The following is a 26193-nucleotide window of genomic DNA, read 5'->3' as shown; positions in this document are numbered from 1 at the left end:
TATCGAATAAGTATTTAGAGGTGAAAATTATAAAATATTACAATCAGGCAGGGTAAAGAGTTTTACACATATCATTTTCGATGGTCACATTTCGGGGATTAAGCTGCAAAATCTGAACAAATGACGTCAACACTATCTAAAAAAATCTAAATTTGCACCAGATATAAATTCCTATTTCCATGACTTACAGAGTAGAACATGATACTATGGGCGAGGTTCAGGTACCCCTTGATAAATATTGGGGAGCACAGACTCAACGCTCAAGAAATAATTTTAAAATTGGCCCTGAGGCTTCAATGCCGAAAGAGATTATTGAAGCTTTCGCTTATCTGAAAAAGGCTGCCGCATATACCAACGCCGACAGCGATATCTTAAGCCCGGAAAAACGTGATCTTATTGCCCGGGTCTGCGACGAAATTCTCGAGGGGAAGCTGGCGTCTGAGTTTCCATTGGTCATATGGCAAACAGGTTCAGGTACCCAATCGAATATGAATGTGAATGAAGTGATTGCCAACCGCGCCCATGTACTTCAGGGAAACAAGCTCGGCGAAGGGAAGACTTTTATACATCCTAATGATGATGTCAATAAATCGCAGTCGTCTAATGACACATTTCCCACCGCTATGCATATTGCTGCGTATAAAATGGTATCTGAAGTAACCATCCCGGGGGTTGAGAAGCTCAGGGATGCTCTTCAGAAGAAGGTTGACAGTTTCAAAGATGTGGTTAAAATCGGTCGTACACATTTAATGGACGCCACGCCGTTGACTCTGGGCCAGGAATTCTCGGGCTATGTTTCTCAATTAAATCATGGTCTTAAAGCCCTCAGAAACACGCTGGATCATTTATCTGAACTCGCTTTAGGTGGAACCGCTGTAGGAACAGGTATTAATACGCCTAAAGGTTATGATGTGAACGTAGCCGATTACATCGCAAAATTTACCGGCCTGCCTTTCCGCACTGCCGAAAACAAATTTGAGGCGCTTGCTGCGCATGATGCTATCGTGGAAACACACGGGGCATTAAAACAGATTGCGGTTTCCTTAATGAAGATAGGCAATGATATTCGAATGCTTGCCTCGGGTCCACGTTCGGGTATTGGAGAGATCCATATCCCGGATAATGAACCCGGATCTTCTATCATGCCAGGTAAAGTTAATCCTACTCAAAATGAAGCTATAACAATGGTAGCTGCCCAGGTCATGGGTAACGACGTAGCTATCACTATTGGAGGTTCTAACGGGCATTATGAACTTAACGTTTTTAAACCTGTTATGGCGGCAAATTTCCTTCAGTCTGCACGGCTAATTGGCGACGCATGTGTGTCTTTCACTGATAACTGTGTTTCGGGAATTGAGCCAAATTATGAAGGCATCAAAAAGCATCTTGAAAACTCCTTGATGCTCGTTACCGCCCTCAACCCCCATATTGGTTATGAAAACGCGGCCAAAATCGCTAAAACGGCTCTTAAGGAAAATAAATCTTTACGGGAGGCAGCACTCGGGTTGGGTTTATTAACTAATGAACAATTTGATCAGTGGGTCCGCCCCGAGGATATGATTGGCGGATTGAAGTAAGATATCCGGGACACTATGTCAGGACCAAGTTTCACAAGAGTACTAACCTTGAGTTTACTCGCTTTGAGTTTCGCGACGGTATATTCCTGCAAGTTCAATCCAAATCTTCAGGGAACCGGCCGTGAAGATATACAGGGCGTATGGGAAGAAAATGATGTAGCTTATCAGGAGGAAAGGCTCCAGTATTCGAAGCATAATTTCCGTTTCAGCTGCGACTCTGTTTATGTTACGATAAATACATTCGCAAAGGTGAGTACTTATCCCGACAGCTGCTTTAACAATGGCAGGTGGACCGAATATGCGAAGGGTGTATATGAAACGAAAAATGACACTTTGGTCATTACTGCCACGTTTACAAAGCCTGATTTTAAACAGAAGATTTCCGGCTGCTACCGAAGCGGCCAATATCTCCCTGTTTTTGTTATCAGGAAAAGTACCTCTGACAGTCTATTTTTAGAGGGGTTGCAGGATCATTTACCTCTCAACCTGGCTTTAAAAGAACGAACCGGTTGTGTTCCGAAACCATTAAACTAACATACTCGCACACCAACCTGGAGAACTCAGTATATAACTTCCTCTCTAAAAGATCAAGATGAAAATTAAGATTATCCGTCAAATTGCGTTACTGTCTTTGCTGGCTTACCTGCCTCTGCAAAGCATGGCCTGGGGTTTACTGGGTCACCGGGTTGTTGGCGAAATTGCGCAGGATTACCTCAAAAAAAGGACCCAGCGTGAAATAAAAAATATCCTGGGTAATGAATCCCTGGCAATGGCAAGTAATTGGGCGGACTTTATTAAGTCGGAACCTGCATATAATTATCTCAGCAACTGGCATTATATTAATCTGCCGGCTGGTTTGACCAGTGATCGATTGCAAAGCTACCTGCTTACCGACACCGTAACCGACGCCTATACGAAAATCCGGTTTCTAAGTTCGGAACTGAAAGACAGATCATTGGACAAGAACAAAAAAATAATGTATCTGCGTCTTTTAATTCACCTGGTGGGTGATCTGCACCAACCTATGCATACCGGCAGATTTGAAGATCTCGGCGGGAATAAAGTGCAGGTTACCTGGTTCGGGCAGCCGTCAAATCTTCACCGTATCTGGGACAGCGACCTGATTGATTCGCAAGAGCTTAGTTATACCGAATATGCCAGATCAATAAACTTCATTGATAAGCCGCGACTTTTTCAACTCCAAAATGAGGACATTAATCTGTGGGTAGAAGATTCTTATAAAATCAGCGAGAAGATCTACGCTAATGTAAAAACTGGCGACAAATTAAGTTACAGGTACATCTATGACTATATAGGAGTCGCCGACCAACAGCTGCTTAAGGGGGGAATACACCTGGCCGCCTTGCTTAACGACATTTTTAAGTAAGGTGATGAAGATACTGATGGTTTGTCTGGGTAATATCTGCCGTTCACCGCTAGCTCACGGTGTCCTTGAACATCTTGCAAAGGAAAATGGCCTTGAATGGGAAATCGACTCCGCGGGGACAGGCCACTGGCATATTGGTGAAAAGCCCGACCACCGTTCTATTGCAGTAGCGAAGAATTATGGTGTTGATATCTCCCAGCAGAGCTGCAGGCAATTTGAAATAGGCGATTTCGACAATTATGATCATATTTTTGTAATGGATTATAGCAACCTCAGCGACGTGAAAGCTTTGGCCAGGCACGATGAGGATCACGGTAAAGTAAGCCTCTTTTTAAAAAATGAGATAGTACCTGATCCGTATTATGATGATAACCTGTTTGATCCTGTATATAAAATGGTCGAAAGGCGTTGCCGGGAGATCATCGCTGAAATGAACACTCCGGCTTAAACCTGTACCTTTATTCCTATGGCAATCATAAAACCGTCCATCCCAAAAGGAACCCGAGATTTCTCTGCGTTAGAAATGGTAAGGAGAAATTATATTTTTAACACAATAAGCTCTGTTTTCAGGAAATATGGTTACCAGGAGATCCAGACTCCTACAATGGAAAATCTGGAAACTCTGACAGGAAAGTATGGCGATGAAGGTGATAAGCTGATCTTCAAAGTTTTGAATTCCGGGGATTTTCTGTCTAAGGTTCCTGCCGAAAAACTCTCAGCGTATACTTCTCAAGGTCTGGTGCCGGTTATCAGCGAGAAAGCGCTTCGTTACGATCTGACCGTACCTTTTGCAAGGTACGTTGTCATGCACCAAAACGATATCTCGCTTCCCTTTAAACGCTTCCAGATCCAGCCGGTATGGCGGGCAGACCGCCCTCAACGAGGCAGATACCGCGAATTTTATCAGTGTGATGCAGATGTGGTCGGATCAGACAGTCTTCTAAACGAGGCTGAGTTTGTTCTTATTTACCACGAAGCTTTGACCGAACTTGGACTAAAAGATTTTACTGTCAAGATCAATAATCGCAAGATCCTGTCGGGAATCGCTGAAATAATTGGAAAAGCGGAACTTATCGTCGATATGACCGTTGCAATAGATAAGCTGGATAAGATTGGTTTTGAAGGTGTAACGAAGGAGTTAATTGAACGAGGCTTCACCTCCGCAGATATAGAAAAACTTAAGCCGGTAATTCTGCTTGAGGGCCTTAACGAGGCTAAGATCGGGGACTTGAAGCAGGTTTTAAAAGATTCTTCTACCGGACTGAAAGGCATCGAAGAGATCGAAACGATATTTACATATCTCTCATTGCTAAGGCCTCAGAACGCAGGCCCAGCAGCCTTGAACCTTGAACTAGATATTACCCTGGCCCGCGGCCTTAACTATTATACGGGAGCGATATTTGAAGTAAAAACTAACGAAGTAGCGATGGGAAGTATAGGAGGCGGTGGCCGCTATGATGACCTCACCGGAATGTTCGGCCTGAAAGGCTTAACAGGCGTCGGTATTTCTTTTGGCGCCGACCGCATCTATGACGTTCTTGAAGAGCTGAACCTTTTTCCGGAAACTTCATCCGAAAGCACCCGGGTTATGATCAGTAATTTTGACCAAAATGCGGAAAAATATGCACTTCCATTGCTTCAGAAATTGAGGATGGCCGGAATAAATTCTGAGTTATATCCTTCATCGGCCAAGCTTAAAAAACAGCTAAATTATGCCGATGACAAGAAGATACCTTATGTGATCCTTATTGGAAGCGACGAGATGGAAAGCAATGTACTCACCCTGAAGAATATGAAAAGTGGCGATCAGTGCAGGCGGTCAATCGATCAGATCATCTCCGATCTCACTTCCTGATATTAGCCATTAATGCTTTCATAAATTCTTCCGGGATCTCCAGATGCGGGATATGACCGGAATTGTTAAACTCAATCAGTTTGGAGCCAGGAATTTTGGCGGCAGTTTGCTTACCCAACACAGTATACTGACCATATTTTTTCTGATCGTCATCGCCTAAGCGGCCCTTACCTACTATTGTTTTGTCCTGGGTTCCGATAAGCAGGAGAACCGGGACTTTCAATTGAGGAAATTCATATACTACAGGCTGTTCATAGATCATTTGGGAAGTTAGCGCAGCTACCTTAGCGGCACGCGGGAAGTCAGAGCTTCCGGTAATACCTGACGCAACGCGAACAAGCTCATCGTATTCCGGCTTCCATTTCACAAAATATGAGCTTTGATAGTATCTTTTAACACTTTCAGGTGTTGTCTTAAGTTCAATCCGGTACAGATTCTCTGTACTTGCGTAGGGTACAAATGTTTTATAATCTTCCAGGCCGATAGGATTTGTAAGAATCAATTGTGAAGTGTTTTCAGGAAAGAGCAAAGCGAAACGTGAAGCAAGCATACCGCCCATGGAATGCCCCATTAATACAGTCTGTTTAATACCGAGGCTGTCAAGGAGTTGCTTGTTAAAGCCGGCCAGTGTATGAAAGCTATAATTAATAATCGCCTTCGAAGACTTTCCGAACCCTATCTGGTCGGGAACAATAACACGATACCCCTCTTCAGAAAGCCCCTTAATTACATTTGTCCAATAGTAGCCGGCAAAGTTCTTACCGTGAAAAAGCATCACTGTCGAACCATTTGGTTGAAGCGGCTGAACATCCATATACGCCATTCGCAGATCCTGTCCCTCCACTGACAATGGTAAGAATTTAACGGGATAGGCATAATCGACATTTTCAAGGGTGATAGAAAGTGCCTGTTTTTTTTGACTATAACTTACGAGGGAACAGGCGAGGAGCAGAAATAAAACTAATCTTTGCATAGCATTGCTTTTTAATTCAACTGGCTATGCAAAGATAAGTTTAAAGAACGCAAAAGTTGTCGCAGTACTGTTTTGGGGAATGTATTCTATTTGAATGGAAGATATAACCCAACAGAGATGTTCCTGCCTTGATTATAATATCCTGTTAAAGGATCCGTCTCATCGAGCCTGCCTGGCTTAAACCTGCTTAAATGATCATAATATGCCTTATCGAACAGGTTATTAGCTGAGATGTTCATCCTGATCGGCTGCTTACCCATGATAAATGTTGTACCAAGGCCTAAATTTACCAGACTGTAACCCGCGCTTTTGGTTTCAAAAAGATCAATCCTGTTTTGTTTGAAAAAATTATCTAGTGCAAGCGAGAAATAGGTGCTTTTTAACCCTTTTATCTCCGGTTCTAGTCGCAATTCATTTCGCAATACCCCAGCCGGAATAAAGGGTAAAGGATTTTTTGTTGCCCGGTTTACTCCGCGTGTATACGAGAAACTGTTCTCAATATGAATAAGCTCTGCCGGATGCAGCGTCAGGCTTGCTTCAATACCAGATAAATTAGCGTTCTCCTGGATAAAGCGGTATACTGGTAATGTCTCCGAATCAACAAGAATCGTTTCATTATTTAGCTGACTGCTAAAGATATAATTGTCAATGTAATTGTTAAACGCCCCGATACTCGCACTTACAGTATTGTTGTTGAATTCAAAGGCAAGGTCACCATAATAACTATTTTCGGGTTTCAGGTCGTTGTTACCAATCTCGTATCGGAACGTTCCTTCATGAACGCCATCGGAGCTCAGCTCAGCAATATTGGGTGAACGAAATGCCGAACCCAGGTTAGCCTTAAAGTTGAAGTGTTCATTAAACTCCTTAGTAAAACCTAAGGCGCCGCTTACATTTGAAAAGCTGTTGCTGAAATTATTGAATTTGGGCGCACCATCTTCCTCCATCGCAAAGCCGTCAATATTCCGGTAGTCAAATCTTGCTCCAAAATTGAACGTGGTACTTTCCCATGATTTTTTAGCATAAACAAATAAGCCTAGCTCACGGGAATCATAATCCGGAATAAGCAGCTCTTCAGCCTTATTCTTATTATTTTGCAGAGAACCCGACAAGCCAATCACTGGTTCCCATCCCCTTTTTTCGTTGAAATAATATTTAAAATCCGAGCTATAGGTTTTAAGATCAAATAACAATGATGGATTGGTTCTGCTATCTTCAAGCTCCCGCCGCTGATTGTTCTGGAAGGCAAGCGTTGTACGTAACCTTCCTGTGCTGAATAAAATATGACTGTTCATCGCCAGTTTGTAATGGCGTATATCCTGAAAAGGAAGGAATAGGTCACGGCTTTTAAGATCATCATTTGAAAGAACATTTCCATTCTCATCCTCAAACTGCCCGTCCGGATTTCTGCTAAAATCGGGAAGGCCAATATTGTTTCTAAAACTGGAAGCATTTAGATGAGCATATCCCCATTTCTTATTGAATCCTACTTGTCCGCTAAGACTGGTCTCGTTATACCCTGTATTTGCAATACGGCCACCAGGTGCGTTATAACTGAACGCATTTTTATAAGATCCCCTTGCACGCCATACAAACCCATCAGTATTACCCTGGATCATTGCGGAGCTTCCACTGAGACCGTTGTTTGACTGATAGCTGGTGAGTAACTCTCCCTGTATTTTGCCCTCCGGCGATGGTAATGGTTCCAAAACGTTAATTACCCCCCCCAGGGCGTCAGAGCCATATAACAGACTTGCTGCACCACGCAGAACTTCTACACGTTCTGCGCTATATTGATCTACTTCAAGTCCATGCTCATCACCCCATTGCTGTCCTTCCTGTTTTGCTCCATCTACAAGCGTTACCACCCTGTTATAACTAAGGCCGCGAATAACGGGTTTTGATATTCCGCCTCCCGTGGTAACCTGGGAAACTCCGGGAACTTTGGCAATTGCATCTACAAGATTACCAGAGGGGCGATTTATTAGCTGATCCTTAGTGACGGACGATACAGCGGTACTGTTTTTACGATTATCAGTACTAAAAGCTGTTCCGGTAATCACAACTTCCTTTGTTTCAATAGTGCTGGGTGATAACGCAAACTCAAGACCTGAAGCTGCCGACAGGTCGACGGTTTGAATCATTGTTTTATAACCTATATATCGCACCTCAATAAGGAAACGTCCTTTTTGAGGGATATTTGTAAAAGTGAATTGTCCTGAATCATCAGAGACCGCTGAAATTTTAAGGTCTGGTATTGTTATAACGGCGCCAGGTAAAGTTTCTTTAGTCTGGGCATCAATAACGTGTCCATCGAGTGAAATTACTTCAGCAAAAAGGTTTGACGCCGGAAGGAACAGGAATATATAAAGAATAATAGATTTCATTTCTATGAGATAAAAAATAATGTAATAGAAGTGCTTACCCGAAACGGATAGCATTATTATTAAGTAGAAGAAATAGAATTATTCTGTTGGGGGGCCCCGTAAGACTGTAAAAAGAAGTTCGATGATATATCCTGCTGTATCATTATTAACGAGCACGGATAATCCCGGAGAAAGTTTTAGCTTCTCAACGAAGCTTATTTTTGTAAATGTCTTATCGAAATGGACAGCGCAAGCCCAGCAAAAATCAGCTTTCTTGGTGACGTGTAATTTATGATTGCAGCTAGAATGCGCTTTATCCTTAGAGCAGGAAACCTGGGTTTGACTGGTTTGATGGTTATGAAGAAAATCTAAAGGAATAAACGTCACGGAGAAGCTCAGCAGCAAAACTGCCGAGAGCGCAACACCTAATGACTTCTTTATTCTTTTCATAACCAGCTCAAAAATATGCAAAAGGTAAATGATAACCTAATTCCCTATTTTTGGCATTGTAACAATCTAGTATCTGTTTTGAAAGATAATTTCTCTGCACAAGCTTCCTCCTATGCTCAATTTCGCCCTGTTTATCCGCAAGGGTTATATGATCGTCTGTTAGATCTGGTTAAAGAAAAAAACACGGCCTGGGATTGTGGCTGCGGTAACGGGCAGGTCGCCAGTGTGCTTTCAGCTCACTTTGACGAAGTAATTGCAACAGATATCAGCTCGGGGCAAATACAACATGCCAGACAAAAGCCTAATATAAATTACCGGCTAATGCCAGCCGAGAACACCGATATCAAAACCTCCTCTGTTGATCTTATAACAGTAGCGCAGGCAATACATTGGTTTAATTTCGAAGAGTTCTATAAAGAGGCAAGGCGTGTAGGCAAGTCAGAAAGCATTATAGCCGTGTGGGCCTATAAGCTCCCCGAACTGAATACACCAATAGATAAAGTGATACAGAATTTGTACAGTGATATACTCGGAAGTCAATATTGGGATCCTGAAAGAAAATTTATAGAAGAGAATTATCAGACAATTCCCTTTCCTTTTGAAGAGATCCTTCTTCCTGAATTTCGAATTGAAACTTCATGGACCTTGGAAAACCTTCTCGGTTACCTGAATAGTTGGTCGGCAGTCCAGCATTTTATCGGCAAAAAAAATATCAACCCTGTCGGTCAGTTGGAAGCAGAATTCAGAACAGCGTGGGGAACTGAAAAGATCTGTAAGGTATCTTTTCCCGTGTACACCCGCATCGGAAAAGTGAATACTTAATCTGCCTTACTTTCCAGTATTTCAAGCTGTATAAGAACTTCTTCTTCTTTCACAGGAAAATCAACATCGTTTCTGATATTCTGATAAACAGCTTCGAACAAGTCTATATATTTCCCCCTAACAGAAGCAATCAATTCGGTTCTTTTCTCACCATTAGAATTTACGATGGTGAGCCGGCCTTCTTTTCCATCATCTTCTTTGCCAAAGTCTGAATCTCCGGGTTTCATTCCGGCAATCAGCTGATCTTCCTGGGAATCGCAAAATGATTTGATAAAAGACCCTTTAGAGCCATGAATAATAATACCTGGCAAAGGGTCGGCAACCAGCAGGCTTGTTGTAATAAAAACGTTCTTTTTGCCCGGATAAGACAGGTAAATATGCCCATAATCATCCACCTTTGAATGGTCGCGATAAATACCAGTGACCTTGCGATAACTGTCAGGTCTTCCCAGCAGACAGATCACCTGATCCAATAGGTGAGCTGCAAGGTCATAAACTACGCCGCTGGCCGGAAAAGGATTCTCCTTAAAAGCTTTAGGGCCTATTTCAGCTCTATAACGATCGTAACGCAAATGCATCTCAATGATTTCACCCAGTTTCCCGCTGTTAATAATATCTTTCGTTACTTCAAAATCGCTGGAAAACCGCCGGTTCTGATAGACCATGATCTTACGGTTCACTTTCCGGCCCAGCTCAAATAAGTCTTTCGCTTCTTCCACGGTGGGTGCAAATGGTTTCTCCACCAGCACGTGTTTTCCTGCAAGCAGAGCCCGTCTTGTATGATCTACATGCAGGTTGCTTGGAGTATTAACAATCACGAGCTCTATATCTTTATCATCAAGGACCTCCTGTAAGGTGTCATAGCTCTTGACACCGGAATAATCAGCCTGAACGCGCTTATTGTTGTGTTCAAAAACTCCTTTAAAATTAAAACCCTGATGAAAATTAATGAACGGGGCGTGGAATAATTTCCCAGACATTCCATAAGCCAATAAAGCTGTGACAATTGGTTTTTGCATAAGCAAATATACTGATTGCACATAGATTTCTGTTCTGGCATAGCGTCATATATCTATTTTTTACAGACTTTTACAGTCATGAACCCGACATAATTAAAATCATCATTAAACCCCCATGGCAATGATTATTTTAATTATCAAAGGCTCCATCTGACAACTAAGACAAAAATATAAACAGATGAAACCATCGGAGATTAATGATAAATGGACTGTGCTGCAGGAGCGAATCGCAAGGGATTTTGACACTGATATTCCGGACATGAAAGTTATGCTTTTCCTGATCGGGGTTCAGGAATTGGGAAAAGGGCCGCAAAAGTTCAGCAAAAGACAAAAGGAAGAATTAATGCATATCGCCAACTGCCGTTTGTTTAGTGAACTGGGTTTCTACGAGTTAGAGGGTGTCGATCAGGATGGCTGGCCGCACTGGACTCTTGTCAAGCCTATCCCACCTTACACCTTATTAGAACAGGAAATGATTATGAGATCGTTGATTATTACCTATTTTGAAACCTTATTAGACTAAGGACATGAAGAAATATATATCCTTTGTGTTGTTGTTTTGCGCTCTTGAAACAGTTGCCAAACCGAAACACAGTTATGTTCGCATAAAGACTTCAAAAGGTGAGTGTATCATCATGCTGTATAATCAAACTCCGAAGCACCGCGATAATTTTTTAAAGCTTGCCAATGAAGGCTTCTATAACGGAACACTTTTTCACAGGGTGATCAAAAACTTTATGATCCAGGGTGGCGACCCGGATTCAAAAGCGGCAAAACCAGAACAAGCCCTGGGATCAGGCGACCTGGGATACAGGGTAGATGCCGAATTCCGTGACAGTCTCTTTCATAAAAAGGGAGTTCTAGCCGCTGCCAGGGATAACAATCCGGAGAAATCGTCGAGCGCAAGTCAATTTTACCTGGTGCAGGGCAGAAAATTTACAGATGCTGAACTCGACCAAACAAGGATGAACCGCATGAACGGGAGGGTTATTCCGGAAGCCCATCGGCAAGTTTACAAAACACTCGGCGGCACTCCCCATCTGGATGGAAACTACACGGTTTATGGCGAGATAGTTCATGGAGTGGAGATGGTCGATACAATAGCCTCTGTCAGCACAAATGCCATGGACAGACCAATGGACGATATAAGCATGGAAGTTAGTGTTCTTAAAAATCGCGAAGCAAGAAAAATCGAAAAAAGAAGGCTTGTGTTAAAAAATAGTCCTCTTTAAAAACTCATGAAGATAATTTCCTACAATGTTAACGGTATACGTTCAGCATTAAGTAAAAACTGGCTGGCCTGGCTGCAGGCAGCAAATCCTGATATTATTTGTCTGCAGGAAATCAAAGCAACTCCCGACCAGCTCGTAGATCTGCTTCTTCTGGAGCAAATGGGATATGAACACTATTGGAACCCGGCGGAAAAGAAAGGCTACAGCGGTACAGCAATTTTCACGAAACATTCGCCCAGGCACATAGAATATGGCTGCGGAATACAAGAATATGATCGCGAAGGAAGAGTTATAAGAGCCGATTTTGATAGCTTTTCAGTGATGAGCACTTATTTCCCGTCAGGCTCAAGCGGTGAAGAGCGACAGACGTTTAAGTATCGCTTTCTTGAGGATTTTCAGGATTATGCTGATAAAATGAGGCTCGATCATCCCAAACTTGTAATTTCAGGAGACTACAATATTTGCCACCGGGCGATTGATATTCACAACCCAAAATCGAATGCTAACTCTTCAGGCTTTCTACCGGCCGAACGCGAATGGATGGAGAATTTTATCAATACCGGCTTTGTTGATAGCTTCAGGCACTTAAATGCGGAGCCCCACAATTATACCTGGTGGAGTTATCGTGCTAATGCAAGAATGAAGAATCTTGGCTGGCGCATAGACTATAATATGGTCAGTGAAGGACTAAGACAAAATATACGGCGCTCGGCCATCTTACCGGAAGCACGGCATTCCGATCATTGCCCTGTATTACTTGAATTAACGTTGTAGGTAGGCCGGCAGAAGCAGTACTGCTCTTTGAGGTGTCATTCGCCGTTTACTCGAATACTAATTACCAAATTTCCAGGTCTTTCCGGGAGTAAGGCACATGTCAAGAGGGACGTCAAATTCATTGATATCGCTGATTTCATCCACCGGATCAAAAAATGACAAACCGATCTTTTTAACATCGGGTCTGCAATTTGACAAGAACCTGTCATAAAAACCTTTTCCGTATCCAGCCCGGTTGCCGTTTCTGTCGAATGCCAGCAAAGGAATAAATACCAGATCGATCTCTGCAGGCGGTACAACACGGCCATGAATAGGTTCGGGAATACCATATCGATTTCGCCCTAAAATGGTGTGCTCATGATCATAGAGCATATTTAACATCTCGAGCGATTTGAAATTAGTTCTTGGGACAACGATCTGCAGGTTTGGATGAGAATGCTTAAAATAGAGTAGTATGGAAAAAGTATCGATTTCATTCTGCATACTGATAGGCAGAAAAATGTGAACCATCTTAAAATCCACCCAGTTTATTAACTTGACCTGATCTACAATTTGATCTGTAAGAATCCAGTACCGTGAGCGCGGGATATTCAAACGGCGTTGTAAAAATTGCTGGCGGAGGGTAGCTTTATCCACGACACTAATGTATAAAACTCAGTCCAAATGATACCAATAAAAAACGGCCTCTCCACCTCTGGAAAGACCGCATAATCAACCTAAACCTAAAACTAAACTTATTAACTATTTTACTCTTTCTATATAATCCCCGGTACGGGTATCAACTCTTACTTTATCGCCCTGATTAACAAATAAAGGCACACGGATCTCGATACCTGTTTCAACGGTAGCATTTTTTAATGCATTGGTAGAAGTATCTCCCTTTACTGCAGGCTCGGTATAGACAATCTCAAGTTCTACGGTTGTAGGCGCCTGTGCCATAATTGGCTCTTCGCTCTCAAAAGAAACGATAACGTTCATTCCTTCTTTAAGGAACTTAGCTGCAGAACCAAACAGTTTTTTATCAATGCTAAACTGCTCAAATGACGTGTTATCCATCACAACGAAATAATCGCCTTCTTCGTAAAGGTATTGGTAATCACTCGTCTCGACACGGCAAATTTCAACCTGCTCGTCAGTTCCCAGGCGGGCTTCAACCGTCTTTCCGCTTTTTATATTCCGGAACTTACCAATATAGAAAGCGCCACCCTTGCCAGGCGTACGATGAATAATCTCATCAACAGTTACCAATTCGCCATTATAACGTAGAATATTACCTGTTTTTATTTCTGACGCTTTTGCCATAAATCATTTTGATGGTTTCGAGCCGCAAAGATACAGTGAAAAATTCAGATATCAAATAGAGACGCTGATTTGAATCAGAGCTTATAATCTTCGACACCTATCCTGTGATCACAAAAGGCATATTCGTGTTCCTGGTTGGAACAAACGATAACCAGGCGACCGGCGGAAAATTGTTTAATTAAAGAGAGGTACCACTCGACCCCTTGCGCGTCGAGATTGGAAGTGGGTTCGTCGAGTAAGAGAACTTCCGTATCTGCACAGAAGGCTAAAGCAAGTTTTACTCTTTGCCTCATGCCGGACGAGAAATTTTTAAGCGCCTTGTGCTGAGAGTGACGCAGTCCGAGAAGCTCTATCACAGATTCCCTTGAATATCCCTCTCTGTAGGTTTTAAATTGGAAATGAAAATCGATATGCTCAACCAAAGAGAACTCTTCGATAAGATCCATATAGGGAGCGGCTATACTCAAATAATCAAAAACATTTTCTATATCAACCGGCCTTCCATCTTTTTGATAAAAAAGCTCGCCTTCGGAACTTGTAAGACTCGCTGAAACAACCTGCAGAAGAGTTGATTTTCCGCTTCCGTTAGCTCCCAGGATAGCATAGGATTTGCCGCTTTCGAAAGTGTAATTAATATTTCTGAAGATCCAATCGCGATTAAAGCGCCTTCCGATTTTTTCAAGAATGATCTTCATCGCCACGGCAATTAAAAATTACGAACCAGGAACTGCCACCTACACGCATGCAATTTAAACACCGCTCCCAAAGCCTTTCATAACGCCACGGTTGGAGTTACGGATAAAATCCAGTATCTCGTCACGTATTTCTGTTGGCTCACGTTCTGTTTCAATAATATCCAGTGCACGGGTTATATTGAATTTTTTAAGGAATATGGTGCGATAGATGTCCTGTATCTCGTTAATTTGCTCTGATGAGAAGCCGCGTCTTCTCAATCCAACAGAATTAATACCCACATACGAAAGGGGCTCACGGCCTGCCTTGGTATATGGTGGCACATCCTTACGAACGAGTGAGCCCCCGGAAATAATAGAGTGTGCTCCGATGGATACAAATTGATGAACCGCTGAAGCACCTCCGATAAAAGCGTAGTCCTGTACCTCTATATGTCCGGCCAATTGAACTGAGTTGGCAATGATCACATTGTTTCCGATCACGCAATCGTGGGCTACGTGAACATAGGCCATAAGCAAGCAATTTGATCCTATGGTAGTGGTGTTTTTATCTAAAGCAGTTCCGCGATTAAGGGTAACACACTCTCGAATAATCGTGTTGTCGCCCACAGTAACCGTTGAAGCTTCTCCTTTATATTTTAAGTCCTGTGGTGGCGCAGAAATTACAGCACCAGGAAAAATCCGGCAATTTTTACCGATCCTGGCACCATCCATAATGGTTACGTTAGACCCTATCCAGGTTCCTTCTCCAACTACAACATCTTTATAAATAGTAACAAAAGGCTCAATCACTACATTATCAGCAATTTTTGCCTGCGGGTGTATATATGCTAAGGGTTGGATCATACGCTTGGTTCGCTGTCTTTAACTCTGCTAATCTGTGCCATCATTTCTGCCTCTACAACAATCTTCTCTCCAACCATGCCGACGCCTTTCATCTGGCAGATACCTCGTCTTATTGGTTCCATCAGATCGCATCTAAAGATAATCGTATCGCCTGGCAATACCTGTGCCCGGAATCTCACTTTATCGATCTTTAAGAAATAAGTCAGATAATTTTGCGGGTCAGGTACTGTGCTTAACAGCAAAATACCGCCTGTCTGTGCCATTGCTTCTATCTGAATAACACCGGGCATTACTGGCGCGCCCGGAAAATGTCCCTTAAAAAACTCTTCGTTCATTGTTACGTTTTTCACGCCTACAACATAGGTTTTGGAGAGTTCAAGTATTTTATCGATGAATAAAAAAGGCTGACGATGCGGAAGCATGTTCATAATCTGAACTACATCATATAATGGAGTTGCATTGGGATTATATATCTGAATGTGCTTTTTATTCTTTTCCTTTTTGATCTGAGCTTTTATCTTCTTTGCGAATGCGACATTAGCCGCATGCCCCGGTCTGGCGGCCATGATATGTCCCTTCAGAGGAACACCGACCAATGCCAGGTCGCCGATCATATCCAGTAATTTATGACGTGCCGGCTCATTCTGGTGGCGAAGCTCAATGTTATTCAGAATACCCTCCTTGGCTACGTCTATATCATCGCGGTTAAAGAGTCTTGCAAGGTTTTTCAGTTCTTCCTTACTCACCTGTTTATCGACCACGACGATCGCATTATTCAGGTCACCACCTTTTATCAGGTTATGTTTCAATAGCATTTCAAGCTCGTGCAGGAAGCAAAATGTGCGGCAGGAGGCTATTTCTTTTTTGAATTCTGAAATTGTGGTTATCGCTGCGTGCTGGCTTCCAAGTACCGGCGAATTATAATCAATCATACACGTAAACCTGTAATCATCGAGAGGCATCGCAACCATTTCAACCTTACGATCTGGTTCAGAATAATGAATATTATGCGGGATAGTATAGTATTCACGGTAAGCTTCCTGGTCAACAATGCCCGCCTTTTCAAGTGCTTCCATAAACATGATGGAGCTGCCATCCATTATAGGCGTTTCTGGTCCGTCGAGTTCGATCACCACGTTGTCTACTTCAGCACCTACAAGGCTGGCAAGAACGTGCTCAACGGTGTTAACGCTTGCCCCGTTCTGGGAAATGGTAGTGCCCCGTGAAGTATCTGTTACGTTATCCACATCCGCATCGATAACAGGTGCACCCGGAAGGTCTGTTCTTATAAATTTATAACCATGGTTTTCTGGTGCAGGTTTGAATGTCATTGTAGCCACCTGGCCAGTATGTAATCCAACCCCTGTCACAGAGATCTCAGATTTAATAGTTCTTTGTTTTACATTCATAGCATCAATGTTAACCGTTTCCCCAACGGTTATTTTATTAGGTTTTTAATGATCTTCTCAAGTTCCAGAACTTTCGCTTCGAGTTCGGGCAGTCTCTTCATAACAACCTGAATTTTTAGGGAGTCGCGGTAAGGTGCCAGCGGCACGCCGTTCCAGCTCTTATTTTCGATTTTAATCGAATTGTTTATACCCGATTTCGCGCCTATATTCGATCCGTTTGCTATAGTAATGTGGCCAACAACTCCTGCCTGGCCACCGATTACGCAATTGTCACCGATTTTTGTGCTTCCCGATATACCGGTTTGGGCTGCGATGACTGTATTAGCCCCGATCTCGACGTTGTGTGCTACCTGGATGAGGTTATCAAGTTTTACACCTTTCCGGATAATCGTTGAGCCCATGGTTGCGCGGTCGATTGCTGTGTTTGATCCCACCTCCACATTTTCTTCAAGGATAACATTTCCAATCTGGCTGATCTTACGGTAAGAACCTTCACCATCCGGGGAAAAACCAAAGCCGTCTGCGCCTATTATTGCTCCGGAATGAATAATACTTTTGTCACCTATCTGACAATTAAAATAAACCTTAACCCCGGCATACAGGGTGACACCTTTTCCTATTGTTACGTTATCTGCAACGTAGGTATTCGGGTAGATCTTGCTTCCGTCACCAATTTTAACATCCGGACCGATATAAGCAAAAGATCCTATGTAGACATCTTTGCCAATTTTGGCGGTAGGGTGTATAAAGCTGAACTGTTCGATACCGCTTTTGTTAGACTTAATCATCTCATCGTACTTTTCCAAAAGAATTGAAAACGCACTATACGAGTTCTTTACCCTGATCAATGTTGCGGCAACAGCCTGCGAGGGCGTAAAATCTTCATTGACTATTATTATTGAAGCTCCCGAGGTATATAGATACTGTTCGTATTTGGTATTAGACAAGAAAGAGAGAGAGCCTTTTTGTGCATCCTCGATCTTTGACAATTGATTTACTGCCACGTCAGGATTACCGTCTACAGTACCTTCCAGTAATATTCCAATCTGATGTGCAGTTAATTGCATTTGGCAAATTTAGAGCTTATAAGTTAACGAACAAATTTTGTATTGCCCGTAGGTTCAGAATAAGATGTGTTAATCATTAAATAGTTTCACCTCTTTTAAATAGCAAAGAATATACTTTTGAACCGTCCGCACGAGCGCTTCCAGGTTTGAGTTGTCTGATGCCGTGGTAATGTCCTGGATAGTGCCGTCTTTCATCAATATTTTAATACTACCATTGCCCACGTTATACGCGTTGTTCTTAATAGTATCTGTAAATACGAAATACGAAGTGTCATCATCATCGATTTCGTATAAATGAGTAGTGTTTTCTGCAAGGTCCTGGATTTTTTCCAGCGATGGGGGTTCATTACTGATCTCAACCTGGTAGAGGTTACGCTTAATCAGGTGCTTACACAGTGTTGATAAAATGAGGTCCTTGTCGTCGCACCATACTTTTATGGATGTAAATATATCGTTATCATCGAGCCTGGTGAACCGTTCCAGGTTGCGCGGGTCATTTTGGAAATCGTCCCTACTAATAGAGTTGTTTAAAAAATACGCGAAGCAAGGACTTGCAAAAAGTCTTTGGCCTTGTGCTGAAAGTTCTTTCGCTCGTTCAAGGATCTTGACCAGCAATTGCTCGGCAGCGATCACTGTTTTGTGCAAGTAAACCTGCCAATACATCAGCCTGCGTGCTATTAAGAACTTCTCGATCGAGTAAATCCCCTTTTCTTCCACTACAAGCTGGTCATCCACAACATTCAGCATCTTAATAATCCTGTCGAAGCTTATCACTCCTTCAGAAACTCCTGTAAAAAAACTATCGCGGTTAAGATAGTCCATCCGGTCGATATCAAGCTGCCCCGAAACAAGCTGGTGCAGGAATTTTTTGTGATAGCGATCATTGAAGATGTCGAGCGCGAGTTCCAGCTTACCCTCAAACTCATGGTTTAGATTGTCCATCAGTAACCTTGAAATATGCTCATGGGGTATGCCTTCAACAATAGTGTGCTCAAGAGCGTGTGAAAAGGGGCCATGGCCAATATCGTGCAAAAGAATGGCTATATTAGCGGCTTCTTCTTCTTCGCAAGAAATTGCCTGACCCTTACTTCTGATTGTTTCTACCGCCAGACCCATTAAATGCATGGCGCCAATAGCATGATGGAAACGTGTGTGAAGGGCTCCAGGGTATACGAGGTGAGTCATTCCCAGCTGCTTAATGTATCGTAGCCGCTGAACGTAGGGGTGCTGAATTAGATCAAACACCAACTCGGATGGAATAGTGATAAATCCGTAAACCGGATCATTAATTATTTTCTTCTTATTCAAGCTTTCAAACCCTAGGGCACAAAAATTGCTATTTTTAATGACAATTGCGCTGATAAAAAAGTTCAACGCACGATATGATACTAAATTTACATTCAAATGCAAGAAACTACTATTCTATGGGCAGACGATGAAATCGATTTGCTTAAGCCACATATACTATTTCTGAACGAAAAAGGATACAAAATAAAAACAGTTAACAATGGCAACGATGCTTTAGATTGTTTCAAGAAAGAGAATTTTGACCTCGTTTTCCTCGATGAGAATATGCCCGGCCTTACCGGGCTGGAAACCCTCGCACAAATAAAAACCATAGATCCTGATATTCCGATTGTCCTTATTACAAAAAACGAGGAAGAGTATATGATGGAAGACGCGATTGGTTTTAAAATTGATGATTATCTGATAAAACCCGTTAACCCCAAGCAAATCCTGCTCACTATAAAAAAGCTTATCGATAACAAGCGCCTGATCAGCGAGAAAACCTCTATGGCTTATCAGCAGGATTTCAGGACTTTAGGTATGACACTTAATGATAATCTTAGCCATTCGGAATGGGTTGACGTGTATAAAAAACTCGTGTATTGGGAGCTTTCGCTTGAAAACCTGGAAGACGAAGGGATGCACGAAATATTAACCGTTCAGAAGGCTGAAGCCAACGTCCAGTTCTCTAAGTTTGTTGAAAAGAATTATCTAAGCTGGCTCAAAAGCCCGCAGGATGGACCGGTAACTTCCAACCAGCTTTTTTCAAAAAGAGTATTACCTTCCCTGGAGGCTAAAAAGCCAACTTTTTTTATCCTTATCGACAATCTCCGATATGACCAGTGGAAAATGATAAACTCTATCCTGATGGATTATTACCGGGTGGACGAGGAAGACAGCTATTACAGTATCCTGCCTACGGCTACCCAATACGCCAGAAATGCCATATTTTCCGGCCTCATGCCCCTTGAAATGGAAAGACGATTCCCTGAGATGTGGCAGAATGATGAAGATGAAGGCGGCAAGAATCTTTTCGAGGAGAAGTTCCTCGCCGACCAGATTCAAAGAATTATGCGTAAAGAATGCAAGTATTCGTATAATAAGGTGCTCACTTTTGAACAGGGGAAAACAATTACAGAAAATATCTATAATCTTATGGGTAATGACCTTAATGTCATTGTCTATAACTTCGTAGATATGCTTTCTCACGCCCGTACCGATATGGCCATGATCCGGGAACTTGCAAATGATGAAGCTGCTTACCGCTCTCTGACCCTTTCCTGGTTTATACACTCACCTTTACTGGATGCTCTTAAGAAACTGGCTCAAAAGGATATCAAACTGATCATTACTACGGACCATGGCACGATCCGGGTTAAGCACCCCAGCAAGATCATTGGCGATCGTAACACAAATTCAAACCTCAGATATAAGCAAGGCAAGAACCTGAATTTCAATGCAAAAGAGGTGTTCCATGTAAAAAACCCCCATGAGGCGATGCTGCCCAAGCTGCATATGAGCTCTGGTTTTGTCTTTGCCAAGGAGGACAGTTATTTCGTCTACCCCAACAACTACAACCAATTTGTAAATTATTTCAATGAAACATTTCAGCACGGAGGAATTTCTCTGGAAGAAATGATTGTGCCTTATGTGACCTACAGCCCTAAATAACCGGATCATTTTCTATTTTTGAATTATGAAAATTGACGTCCGAGACGTAGATGACCTCCCGGCAGCTGCCCGGGAGGTGTTAGCTTTTGCAAACGATGAAAAGATCTTTCTTTTTAACGGAGAAATGGGGGCGGGGAAAACCACTTTTATAAAGGCTATCTGCCACGAGATAGGGATAGCCGATACCGTTTCGAGTCCGACGTATTCTATTATTAATGAATACAATTACAAATATGGAAAGGCATTTCATTTCGATTTCTTCCGCATCAAAAATGAAGCTGAGGCTTACGACATCGGGTTCGAGGAATATCTCTACTCCGGTAATTTTTGCTTTATCGAGTGGCCTGAAAAAATAAAAAGTCTGTGGCCTCCCACTTATATTGAAGTTGTTATAAATCAGGGCGAAGACCTGCTAAGAACCATCAGTTTGAAGAAAGTATGAATTGAAATATCTGCATTTAACTCTTCCTCATTTTTTAAAAATTTCGTACCTTCCAATCCCTTATTGAGATAACATGATGAGTGAATTATCTGACATTGCAAAACAGGCTATGCTGCAGCCGCAGGAAGCAATGTTGGAAGTTAAGAACAAGAAAAACAATCTGTTCATAGGTATTCCCAAAGAAACATCTTTTCAGGAGAACCGCATTGCACTAACCCCATTATCTGTCGGGTTGCTGATCCAGAATGGTCACGAAGTAGTCATAGAAGCTGGTGCCGGACTGGCCGCAAATTTCAATGATAATCATTACAGTGAGCAGGGAGCCCGGATAGTTTATGATAAGAAAGAGGTTTATAAAGCCGATATCATCATTAAAATCGCACCGCCTACAGACGACGAGGTTGAGATGATGAAAATAGGGCAGGTGTTATTTTCCGCTTTACAGATGGCTACTATTAAAGCAGAATTTCTTCAGGCACTGATGAAGAAAAAAATAACCGCTTTTTCTTTTGAATATCTCCGTGATGAGGGCAACGTTCTGAGTGTTGTAAGAGCAATGAGTGAAATTGTAGGGGCAACATCCGTACTGATAGCTGCTGAGTATTTAAGTAATGTTTTAGAAGGCAAGGGCCTCATGCTTGGTGGAATTACAGGTGTACCGCCTACAGAAATTGTTATCCTGGGAGCAGGTACTGTTGGTGAGTATGCCGCACGTACAGCGATTGCCCTGGGCGCCGAAGTTAAAGTTTTCGACAGCTCAATTTACAGGCTGCGGAGACTTCAAAATAACATTGGTGCGAGAGTATTCACCTCAGTAATTCAACCGGTCGTTCTTCAGAAGGCGATCCGCAACTGCGATGTTGCCATCGGTGCGATTCGTGCGAGCCATGGCCGTAGTCCCTGCATAGTGTCAGAAGAGACTGTTAGCAAAATGAAGCCTAATTCAGTTATCATAGATGTGAGTATCGACCAGGGTGGTTGTTTTGAAACCTCGCAGGTTACCAACCACAAGGTTCCTACTTTCAGAAAATACGATGTGATCCATTATTGCGTACCTAATATCGCTTCCAGGGTGTCGAGAACAGCCACGTATGCATTAACAAATATTTTCACACCGATTTTGCTGGATATCGGTGAAATGGGCGGTGTAATGAATCTCATCTGGGAACGGCCCGGCATCAGGAATGCTACTTACCTGTATCAGGGAAAACTGACCAACAAAGATCTTGCAGAGCGCTTTAATATTCCCGTTAAAGACCTTGATCTGCTTATTGTTTCCAATCGATGATTAGCCGGATTCTGTTTAGCCTGCTTCTTTTGGCAGGCACACGTAGCGTTGCCCAAAAGTCAAATTCTTCTGGCCTGGCCATCATTAATAGCCAGGCAGATTATGAAAAGTCGGTGTCAGATAATCCGGACAAACAATTAGTAGAGTTGAAAAAAATCATCCCCGGAATTAAACTGGATATCAAGTACGCCACTAAGGACAATTTTGCGCGGCAAGCGGTGTACAGGCAAGCCAGGGCATTTGCAAGGTTACCGGTAGCCCAATCATTGAAAGCCGTACAGGCAGAACTTAAAAGGAAAGGTCTGGGGCTTAAAATATTTGATGGATACCGCCCGTACAGTGTCACAGTTAAATTCTTTGCTATTGCCTCAGATAAAAACTTTGTTGCTAATCCCAAAGATGGCTCAAGGCATAATCGCGGATGTGCGGTCGACCTTACGCTTATTGATTTAAAAACCGGCAGAGAACTGCCTATGCCAACTCCTTACGACAGTTTTGCAGCGGCGGCTAGTCCGAGCTATAACAATCTTCCGGCTAACGTGATCAGGAACCGGAATTTATTGATCAGTGTAATGGAAAGCAATGGTTTTAAGGTCCTGGATAACGAATGGTGGCACTTCGATTTTAAGGGATGGAAAAATTTTGAACTGATGGATCTGGCGTTCGATAAACTGTAACGTAGCTATGCTTATTTTGATGCCGTTATTCGTTCTCAAAAAGTGTCATTGCCAGCTTTTTCATGTCTTCTTCAGTATGACCGCTATTTAAAACCACTCTGTTCAGCGCTTTCCCTTTTGGGTCGGGATAAGCAAAAGAAGATATTTTTATCCCATTTGCTAACAAATGACCACTAGGCAGGGATTCATGAATTAAATAAACGGGGAAGTCATCAACGTAAGTTACACCAGGCCGGCCGTCGATAAGACTATTGAAAAACTTTATATTGAACTTCAGCTTTTCCAATTCTTCAGCATAGATCTCATCTGCGTTTAAATACGCATACAGGTTGGCAGGTGAGGGCGGGGAGGCTCCGGCATAAACGGGAGAGCTTCTTAATTTATCTGCTATTTTTCTTTTGCTTAGAACGAGTCCGGCGTCGATTCCGAGTCCCTTAGCCATGGAGGCAATAACAATCACCTCTACGTGCGGTAGCTCCGGTAATCTGGAATAAATCCCCTCGCCGTTATCACCGGTAATTCCTAGTCCATGAGAATCATCGATTAGAACTGTTACTTTTTTTTCGGTCCTCAGTTGATTCAGCCAGTCAAACTTATAAATCTCGGGTACAAGATTATTGAGCGAGTTTGTTATCAAAAAGACAGGTTCGTCCGTGTTGTTAACTTCCCTGACCGTCTTAACGATCCATTCATTAAATTTTTCCTTAGGGGGATTAGGTTTACCTATCCATAGTGCAGGATGAGTATCAGGCGCATAGATAAGTTTGTGACCGTCCAGGTAGTATTGAACTACAAGCTGTGCAGCTAGGTAACCGCTGGAAACAACAATTGCATCTTCAGCACCCGATCTTTTTGCTGCTTCCGCCTCGGCTTTTTCAAAAATATCGGGCGTGTCACTGTTGTTGCGGGAAGCCCCGAAATTTGTTCCGTAAAGATTAATTCCGTCAAATACCAATTTTCTGAACTTTTCATTTGCTGGAATTTCGAGGTATGCTGTACCACTAAAAGACAAATTGCACTTCACCGGATTATTTATTCATGATTTGATCCATATTAATGTGTGCCATAATTAGAATTGTTTCATTCGCTTATGTCAGTCAATTGCTTGTTATTCTGATGTGTCAGAAATGAGAATTTTTAAATTTATTAAAACAGTTTAATAAGCAATCATATTCTAGGAATAAAATACTTATGAAACAGAAAGATCGATTCAGTATTAGAAATTCGGGACAGCTTTTATATCGGTCATTTAACGCCTTTCTGGATGATAACGCTTTAAAAATGAGTGCTTCGCTGGCATATTACACCACCTTTGCAATTGCTCCGTTACTGCTCATAATCGTTTCATTGGCCGGGATAATATATGGCCAGGAGGCAGCTCAAGGAAAGGTATTTGCCGAGTTGAACAAGTTCGTAGGAGCGGATGCCGCCAACCAGATACAGGAAACGATCAAAAATATTTCCGAAAGTCAGGAGTCCACCCTGGCTATAATAATAGGCTTTGCCACATTGTTTATAGGAACGACAGGTGTGTTTATAGAAATTCAGGATTCAATAAACCATATATGGCGAGTCAAGGCAAAGCCGAAAAAGGGTTGGATAAAACTGATCACAAATCGTGTGCTGTCTTTTTCAATGGTAATCGGATTAGGCTTTTTACTGATAGTGTCGCTCGTAATAAACGGCCTCGTACTTGCGCTTAGCGCCAAGCTTCAGATATATTTTCCGGATGTTGCTATCCTTTTTGTTAATATTTTCAATCTCATATTAACTTTCATCGTGATATCTGCTTTATTCGGAATAATCTTTAAGTACCTGCCGGATGTTCAGATCGGATGGAAAGATGTGCGAATGGGTGCATTTTTTACTGCAACATTGTTTATGCTAGGAAAGTTTCTAATCGGACTGTACATAGAGCAGGTTGGACCTGGGAGCGCTTATGGAGCTGCCGGTTCACTGATCGTTATATTAATCTGGGTTTACTATACAGCATCGATCCTATTCTTCGGTGCAGAATTCACCCAGGTTTACGCAGATTGCTATGGCGGCAAAATCAAACCGGCAGAGTATGCTGTACACGTTTTACAGGTTGAAGAAGAGAAAAAAGTAGCAGTTTTACCAGCACAGGATCATGATAAAACATATGAAGGAACGGAAAAGGTCAAAAAATGATTTAGAGTACAATTTCTGAGGGTCCCGAAATCTTATTTATGTGACACGCACAAATACCGCCGGTAACTACAAATTCTGATATGACGTTTTTATTCGTAACAGGATGACTTGCGCTGACCTGTATTACGTCGCCTTTTTCCGAAAGTTTTCTGACGTCTGCATCACTTGCTACTATATACACGCCCTGACTAGGTTCATTGGAAGGGTCGCTGTTCTGGGCCATATTCTCACCGGTGCGTTTATTGACGGCTGAGAATGCTTTCACATTTAGCGGCTTACCCACCGAATCTTTAAACACTACCTGAACCATTCTGAATTCCTGTGTGCATATCATGTTTTCACAATCTGGCTGATTGTTTGTTGCTGAACAACTGAAAAAACAAACTGACGTGATCGAAAGTATATAAAAGAGCTTCTTCATAGATGTAGTTCTGTCCTTGTTATTAAACTCTCTCTGGTTATAATTGTTTGAAAAAGTGCCCGATCTGACAATAAAAAGGATCGTCTGAATAAGTTAAAGCCATCGGAGCGGATTGTAAGCTTCCCTGAAATTAAGACATGAAGTAATTAGACAAAAAGTTTAATTTCAAATGTCATAAAATGAAAAAGCAGCAATTCACAGAAACCCAGATCGCTACTGCGGTCAAACAGTATGAAGGAGGCCGCACGGCCACAGATGTATGCCGTGAATACGGGATCAGCAAAGCCACACTCTATAACTGGCGTAAGAAGTATAGCGGCATGGATGCCTCTCACTTGCGAGATCTCAAAACACTTCAAAACGAGAACCGGAGGCTTAAACAGATGTACGCTGAGCTAAGCCTGGATTATCAACTTGCCAAAACGATCATCGAAAAAAAGTTGTAAAGCCCTGCCAAAAGCGGG

At 42.3% G+C, this 26193-nt stretch carries 28 protein-coding genes; 15 read left to right on the top strand and 13 right to left on the bottom strand.

Going from position 1 to position 26193, the window contains the following annotated elements:
• The first annotated feature begins 179 nt into the window (after positions 1 to 179).
• The 5 genes from fumC to hisS are packed head-to-tail and all read left to right on the top strand — an operon-like array spanning position 180 to position 4819.
• Positions 180 to 1577 carry a class II fumarate hydratase gene (gene fumC / locus P2W76_RS13725; RefSeq protein WP_276348410.1) on the top strand — a complete coding sequence of 466 codons (1398 nt, stop codon included), beginning with the start codon at positions 180 to 182 and terminating at the stop codon, positions 1575 to 1577.
• A gap of 15 nt (positions 1578 to 1592) precedes the next feature.
• Entirely contained in the window at positions 1593 to 2111 is a 519-nt protein-coding gene (locus P2W76_RS13720) for a fumarate hydratase (protein ID WP_276348409.1), read from the top strand.
• A 58-nt stretch (positions 2112 to 2169) separates the two neighbouring features.
• The gene (locus tag P2W76_RS13715; RefSeq protein WP_276348408.1) at positions 2170 to 2964 is read left to right on the top strand and encodes a S1/P1 nuclease; all 795 of its coding nucleotides are present in this window, start codon (positions 2170 to 2172) and stop codon (positions 2962 to 2964) included.
• A gap of 4 nt (positions 2965 to 2968) precedes the next feature.
• Positions 2969 to 3412: a low molecular weight protein-tyrosine-phosphatase gene (locus tag P2W76_RS13710; RefSeq protein ID WP_276348407.1), complete on the top strand. Its 444-nt coding sequence runs from the start codon at positions 2969 to 2971 to the stop codon at positions 3410 to 3412.
• Positions 3413 to 3430: 18 nt separating this feature from the next.
• Positions 3431 to 4819: a histidine--tRNA ligase gene (gene hisS / locus P2W76_RS13705; protein ID WP_276348406.1), complete on the top strand. Its 1389-nt coding sequence runs from the start codon at positions 3431 to 3433 to the stop codon at positions 4817 to 4819.
• On the opposite strand, the gene P2W76_RS13700 is transcribed toward hisS, so the two are convergent.
• The 3 genes from P2W76_RS13700 to P2W76_RS13690 form a co-directional block, all read right to left on the bottom strand.
• Positions 4809 to 5792: an alpha/beta hydrolase gene (locus P2W76_RS13700; protein WP_276348405.1), complete on the bottom strand. Its 984-nt coding sequence runs from the start codon at positions 5790 to 5792 to the stop codon at positions 4809 to 4811. The genes hisS and P2W76_RS13700 overlap by 11 nt on opposite strands.
• An 86-nt stretch (positions 5793 to 5878) precedes the next feature.
• The gene (locus P2W76_RS13695) at positions 5879 to 8179 is read right to left on the bottom strand and encodes a TonB-dependent receptor (RefSeq protein WP_276348404.1); all 2301 of its coding nucleotides are present in this window, start codon (positions 8177 to 8179) and stop codon (positions 5879 to 5881) included.
• 78 nt (positions 8180 to 8257) lie between these two features.
• Complete coding sequence (locus P2W76_RS13690; protein WP_276348403.1) at positions 8258 to 8608, bottom strand: hypothetical protein; 351 nt, start codon at positions 8606 to 8608, stop codon at positions 8258 to 8260.
• 15 nt (positions 8609 to 8623) lie between these two features.
• Here P2W76_RS13690 and P2W76_RS13685 point away from each other — a divergent pair, with 15 nt between their 5' ends.
• Entirely contained in the window at positions 8624 to 9430 is an 807-nt protein-coding gene (locus P2W76_RS13685) for a class I SAM-dependent methyltransferase (RefSeq protein ID WP_276348402.1), read from the top strand.
• Here the strand turns inward: P2W76_RS13685 and P2W76_RS13680 are convergent.
• Entirely contained in the window at positions 9427 to 10449 is a 1023-nt protein-coding gene (locus tag P2W76_RS13680; RefSeq protein ID WP_276348401.1) for a Gfo/Idh/MocA family oxidoreductase, read from the bottom strand. The two genes, P2W76_RS13685 and P2W76_RS13680, sit on opposite strands and share 4 nt — an antisense overlap.
• 178 nt (positions 10450 to 10627) lie before the next feature.
• Here P2W76_RS13680 and P2W76_RS13675 point away from each other — a divergent pair, with 178 nt between their 5' ends.
• Genes P2W76_RS13675 through P2W76_RS13665 form a run of 3 tightly spaced genes read left to right on the top strand, consistent with a single transcriptional unit; the run spans position 10628 to position 12455 of the window.
• Positions 10628 to 10972, top strand: coding sequence for a hypothetical protein (locus P2W76_RS13675; protein ID WP_276348400.1), 345 nt, complete (start codon positions 10628 to 10630; stop codon positions 10970 to 10972).
• 4 nt (positions 10973 to 10976) lie between these two features.
• Complete coding sequence (locus P2W76_RS13670) at positions 10977 to 11681, top strand: peptidylprolyl isomerase (protein WP_276348399.1); 705 nt, start codon at positions 10977 to 10979, stop codon at positions 11679 to 11681.
• A 6-nt stretch (positions 11682 to 11687) separates the two neighbouring features.
• Positions 11688 to 12455: an exodeoxyribonuclease III gene (locus P2W76_RS13665; protein WP_276348398.1), complete on the top strand. Its 768-nt coding sequence runs from the start codon at positions 11688 to 11690 to the stop codon at positions 12453 to 12455.
• Between the two features lie 57 nt (positions 12456 to 12512).
• Here the strand turns inward: P2W76_RS13665 and P2W76_RS13660 are convergent, their stop codons facing one another.
• The 7 genes from P2W76_RS13660 to P2W76_RS13630 form a co-directional block, all read right to left on the bottom strand.
• Entirely contained in the window at positions 12513 to 13091 is a 579-nt protein-coding gene (locus P2W76_RS13660) for a 5-formyltetrahydrofolate cyclo-ligase (RefSeq protein WP_276348397.1), read from the bottom strand.
• Between the two features lie 105 nt (positions 13092 to 13196).
• Positions 13197 to 13757, bottom strand: a complete 561-nt coding sequence (efp, locus tag P2W76_RS13655; RefSeq protein ID WP_276348396.1) for an elongation factor P — start codon at positions 13755 to 13757, stop codon at positions 13197 to 13199.
• Positions 13758 to 13831: 74 nt separating this feature from the next.
• Positions 13832 to 14452 (bottom strand): ATP-binding cassette domain-containing protein, encoded by a 621-nt coding sequence (locus P2W76_RS13650; RefSeq protein ID WP_276348395.1) that lies wholly within the window; start codon positions 14450 to 14452, stop codon positions 13832 to 13834.
• A gap of 54 nt (positions 14453 to 14506) precedes the next feature.
• Positions 14507 to 15295 carry an acyl-ACP--UDP-N-acetylglucosamine O-acyltransferase gene (lpxA, locus tag P2W76_RS13645; protein WP_276348394.1) on the bottom strand — a complete coding sequence of 263 codons (789 nt, stop codon included), beginning with the start codon at positions 15293 to 15295 and terminating at the stop codon, positions 14507 to 14509.
• The gene (locus P2W76_RS13640) at positions 15292 to 16704 is read right to left on the bottom strand and encodes a bifunctional UDP-3-O-[3-hydroxymyristoyl] N-acetylglucosamine deacetylase/3-hydroxyacyl-ACP dehydratase (protein ID WP_276348393.1); all 1413 of its coding nucleotides are present in this window, start codon (positions 16702 to 16704) and stop codon (positions 15292 to 15294) included. Before P2W76_RS13640 ends, lpxA begins: the two co-directional genes overlap by 4 nt.
• Before the next feature lie 29 nt (positions 16705 to 16733).
• Positions 16734 to 17771 (bottom strand): UDP-3-O-(3-hydroxymyristoyl)glucosamine N-acyltransferase, encoded by a 1038-nt coding sequence (gene lpxD, locus P2W76_RS13635; RefSeq protein ID WP_276348392.1) that lies wholly within the window; start codon positions 17769 to 17771, stop codon positions 16734 to 16736.
• 69 nt (positions 17772 to 17840) lie between these two features.
• Positions 17841 to 19079, bottom strand: a complete 1239-nt coding sequence (locus P2W76_RS13630; protein ID WP_276348391.1) for an HD domain-containing protein — start codon at positions 19077 to 19079, stop codon at positions 17841 to 17843.
• Between the two features lie 96 nt (positions 19080 to 19175).
• On the opposite strand from P2W76_RS13630, the gene P2W76_RS13625 reads away from it, so the two are divergent.
• The 4 genes from P2W76_RS13625 to P2W76_RS13610 all read left to right on the top strand — a co-directional run bounded on the left by P2W76_RS13625 (position 19176) and on the right by P2W76_RS13610 (position 23136).
• On the top strand, positions 19176 to 20729 hold the full coding sequence (locus tag P2W76_RS13625; RefSeq protein ID WP_276348390.1) for a bifunctional response regulator/alkaline phosphatase family protein: 1554 nt from the start codon (positions 19176 to 19178) through the stop codon (positions 20727 to 20729).
• A 25-nt stretch (positions 20730 to 20754) separates the two neighbouring features.
• The gene (tsaE, locus tag P2W76_RS13620; protein ID WP_276348389.1) at positions 20755 to 21171 is read left to right on the top strand and encodes a tRNA (adenosine(37)-N6)-threonylcarbamoyltransferase complex ATPase subunit type 1 TsaE; all 417 of its coding nucleotides are present in this window, start codon (positions 20755 to 20757) and stop codon (positions 21169 to 21171) included.
• Between the two features lie 76 nt (positions 21172 to 21247).
• Complete coding sequence (locus P2W76_RS13615) at positions 21248 to 22459, top strand: alanine dehydrogenase (protein WP_276349272.1); 1212 nt, start codon at positions 21248 to 21250, stop codon at positions 22457 to 22459.
• Positions 22456 to 23136 (top strand): M15 family metallopeptidase, encoded by a 681-nt coding sequence (locus tag P2W76_RS13610; RefSeq protein WP_276348388.1) that lies wholly within the window; start codon positions 22456 to 22458, stop codon positions 23134 to 23136. Before P2W76_RS13615 ends, P2W76_RS13610 begins: the two co-directional genes overlap by 4 nt.
• A 25-nt stretch (positions 23137 to 23161) precedes the next feature.
• Here P2W76_RS13610 and P2W76_RS13605 read toward each other — a convergent pair whose 3' ends face one another.
• Positions 23162 to 24148, bottom strand: a complete 987-nt coding sequence (locus P2W76_RS13605) for an aminotransferase class I/II-fold pyridoxal phosphate-dependent enzyme (RefSeq protein WP_276348387.1) — start codon at positions 24146 to 24148, stop codon at positions 23162 to 23164.
• 179 nt (positions 24149 to 24327) lie between these two features.
• Here P2W76_RS13605 and P2W76_RS13600 point away from each other — a divergent pair, with 179 nt between their 5' ends.
• Positions 24328 to 25308, top strand: a complete 981-nt coding sequence (locus P2W76_RS13600) for a YihY/virulence factor BrkB family protein (RefSeq protein WP_276348386.1) — start codon at positions 24328 to 24330, stop codon at positions 25306 to 25308.
• Between the two features lies 1 nt (position 25309).
• Here the strand turns inward: P2W76_RS13600 and P2W76_RS13595 are convergent, their stop codons facing one another.
• The gene (locus P2W76_RS13595) at positions 25310 to 25729 is read right to left on the bottom strand and encodes a hypothetical protein (protein ID WP_276348385.1); all 420 of its coding nucleotides are present in this window, start codon (positions 25727 to 25729) and stop codon (positions 25310 to 25312) included.
• Between the two features lie 179 nt (positions 25730 to 25908).
• On the opposite strand from P2W76_RS13595, the gene P2W76_RS13590 reads away from it, so the two are divergent.
• Entirely contained in the window at positions 25909 to 26175 is a 267-nt protein-coding gene (locus P2W76_RS13590; RefSeq protein WP_276348384.1) for a transposase, read from the top strand.
• Positions 26176 to 26193: the final 18 nt, after the last annotated feature.

The organism is Daejeonella sp. JGW-45, assembly GCF_029360805.1.
Lineage (GTDB): Bacteria > Bacteroidota > Bacteroidia > Sphingobacteriales > Sphingobacteriaceae > Daejeonella.
This window is presented reverse-complemented; position numbering and strand designations above follow the sequence as displayed.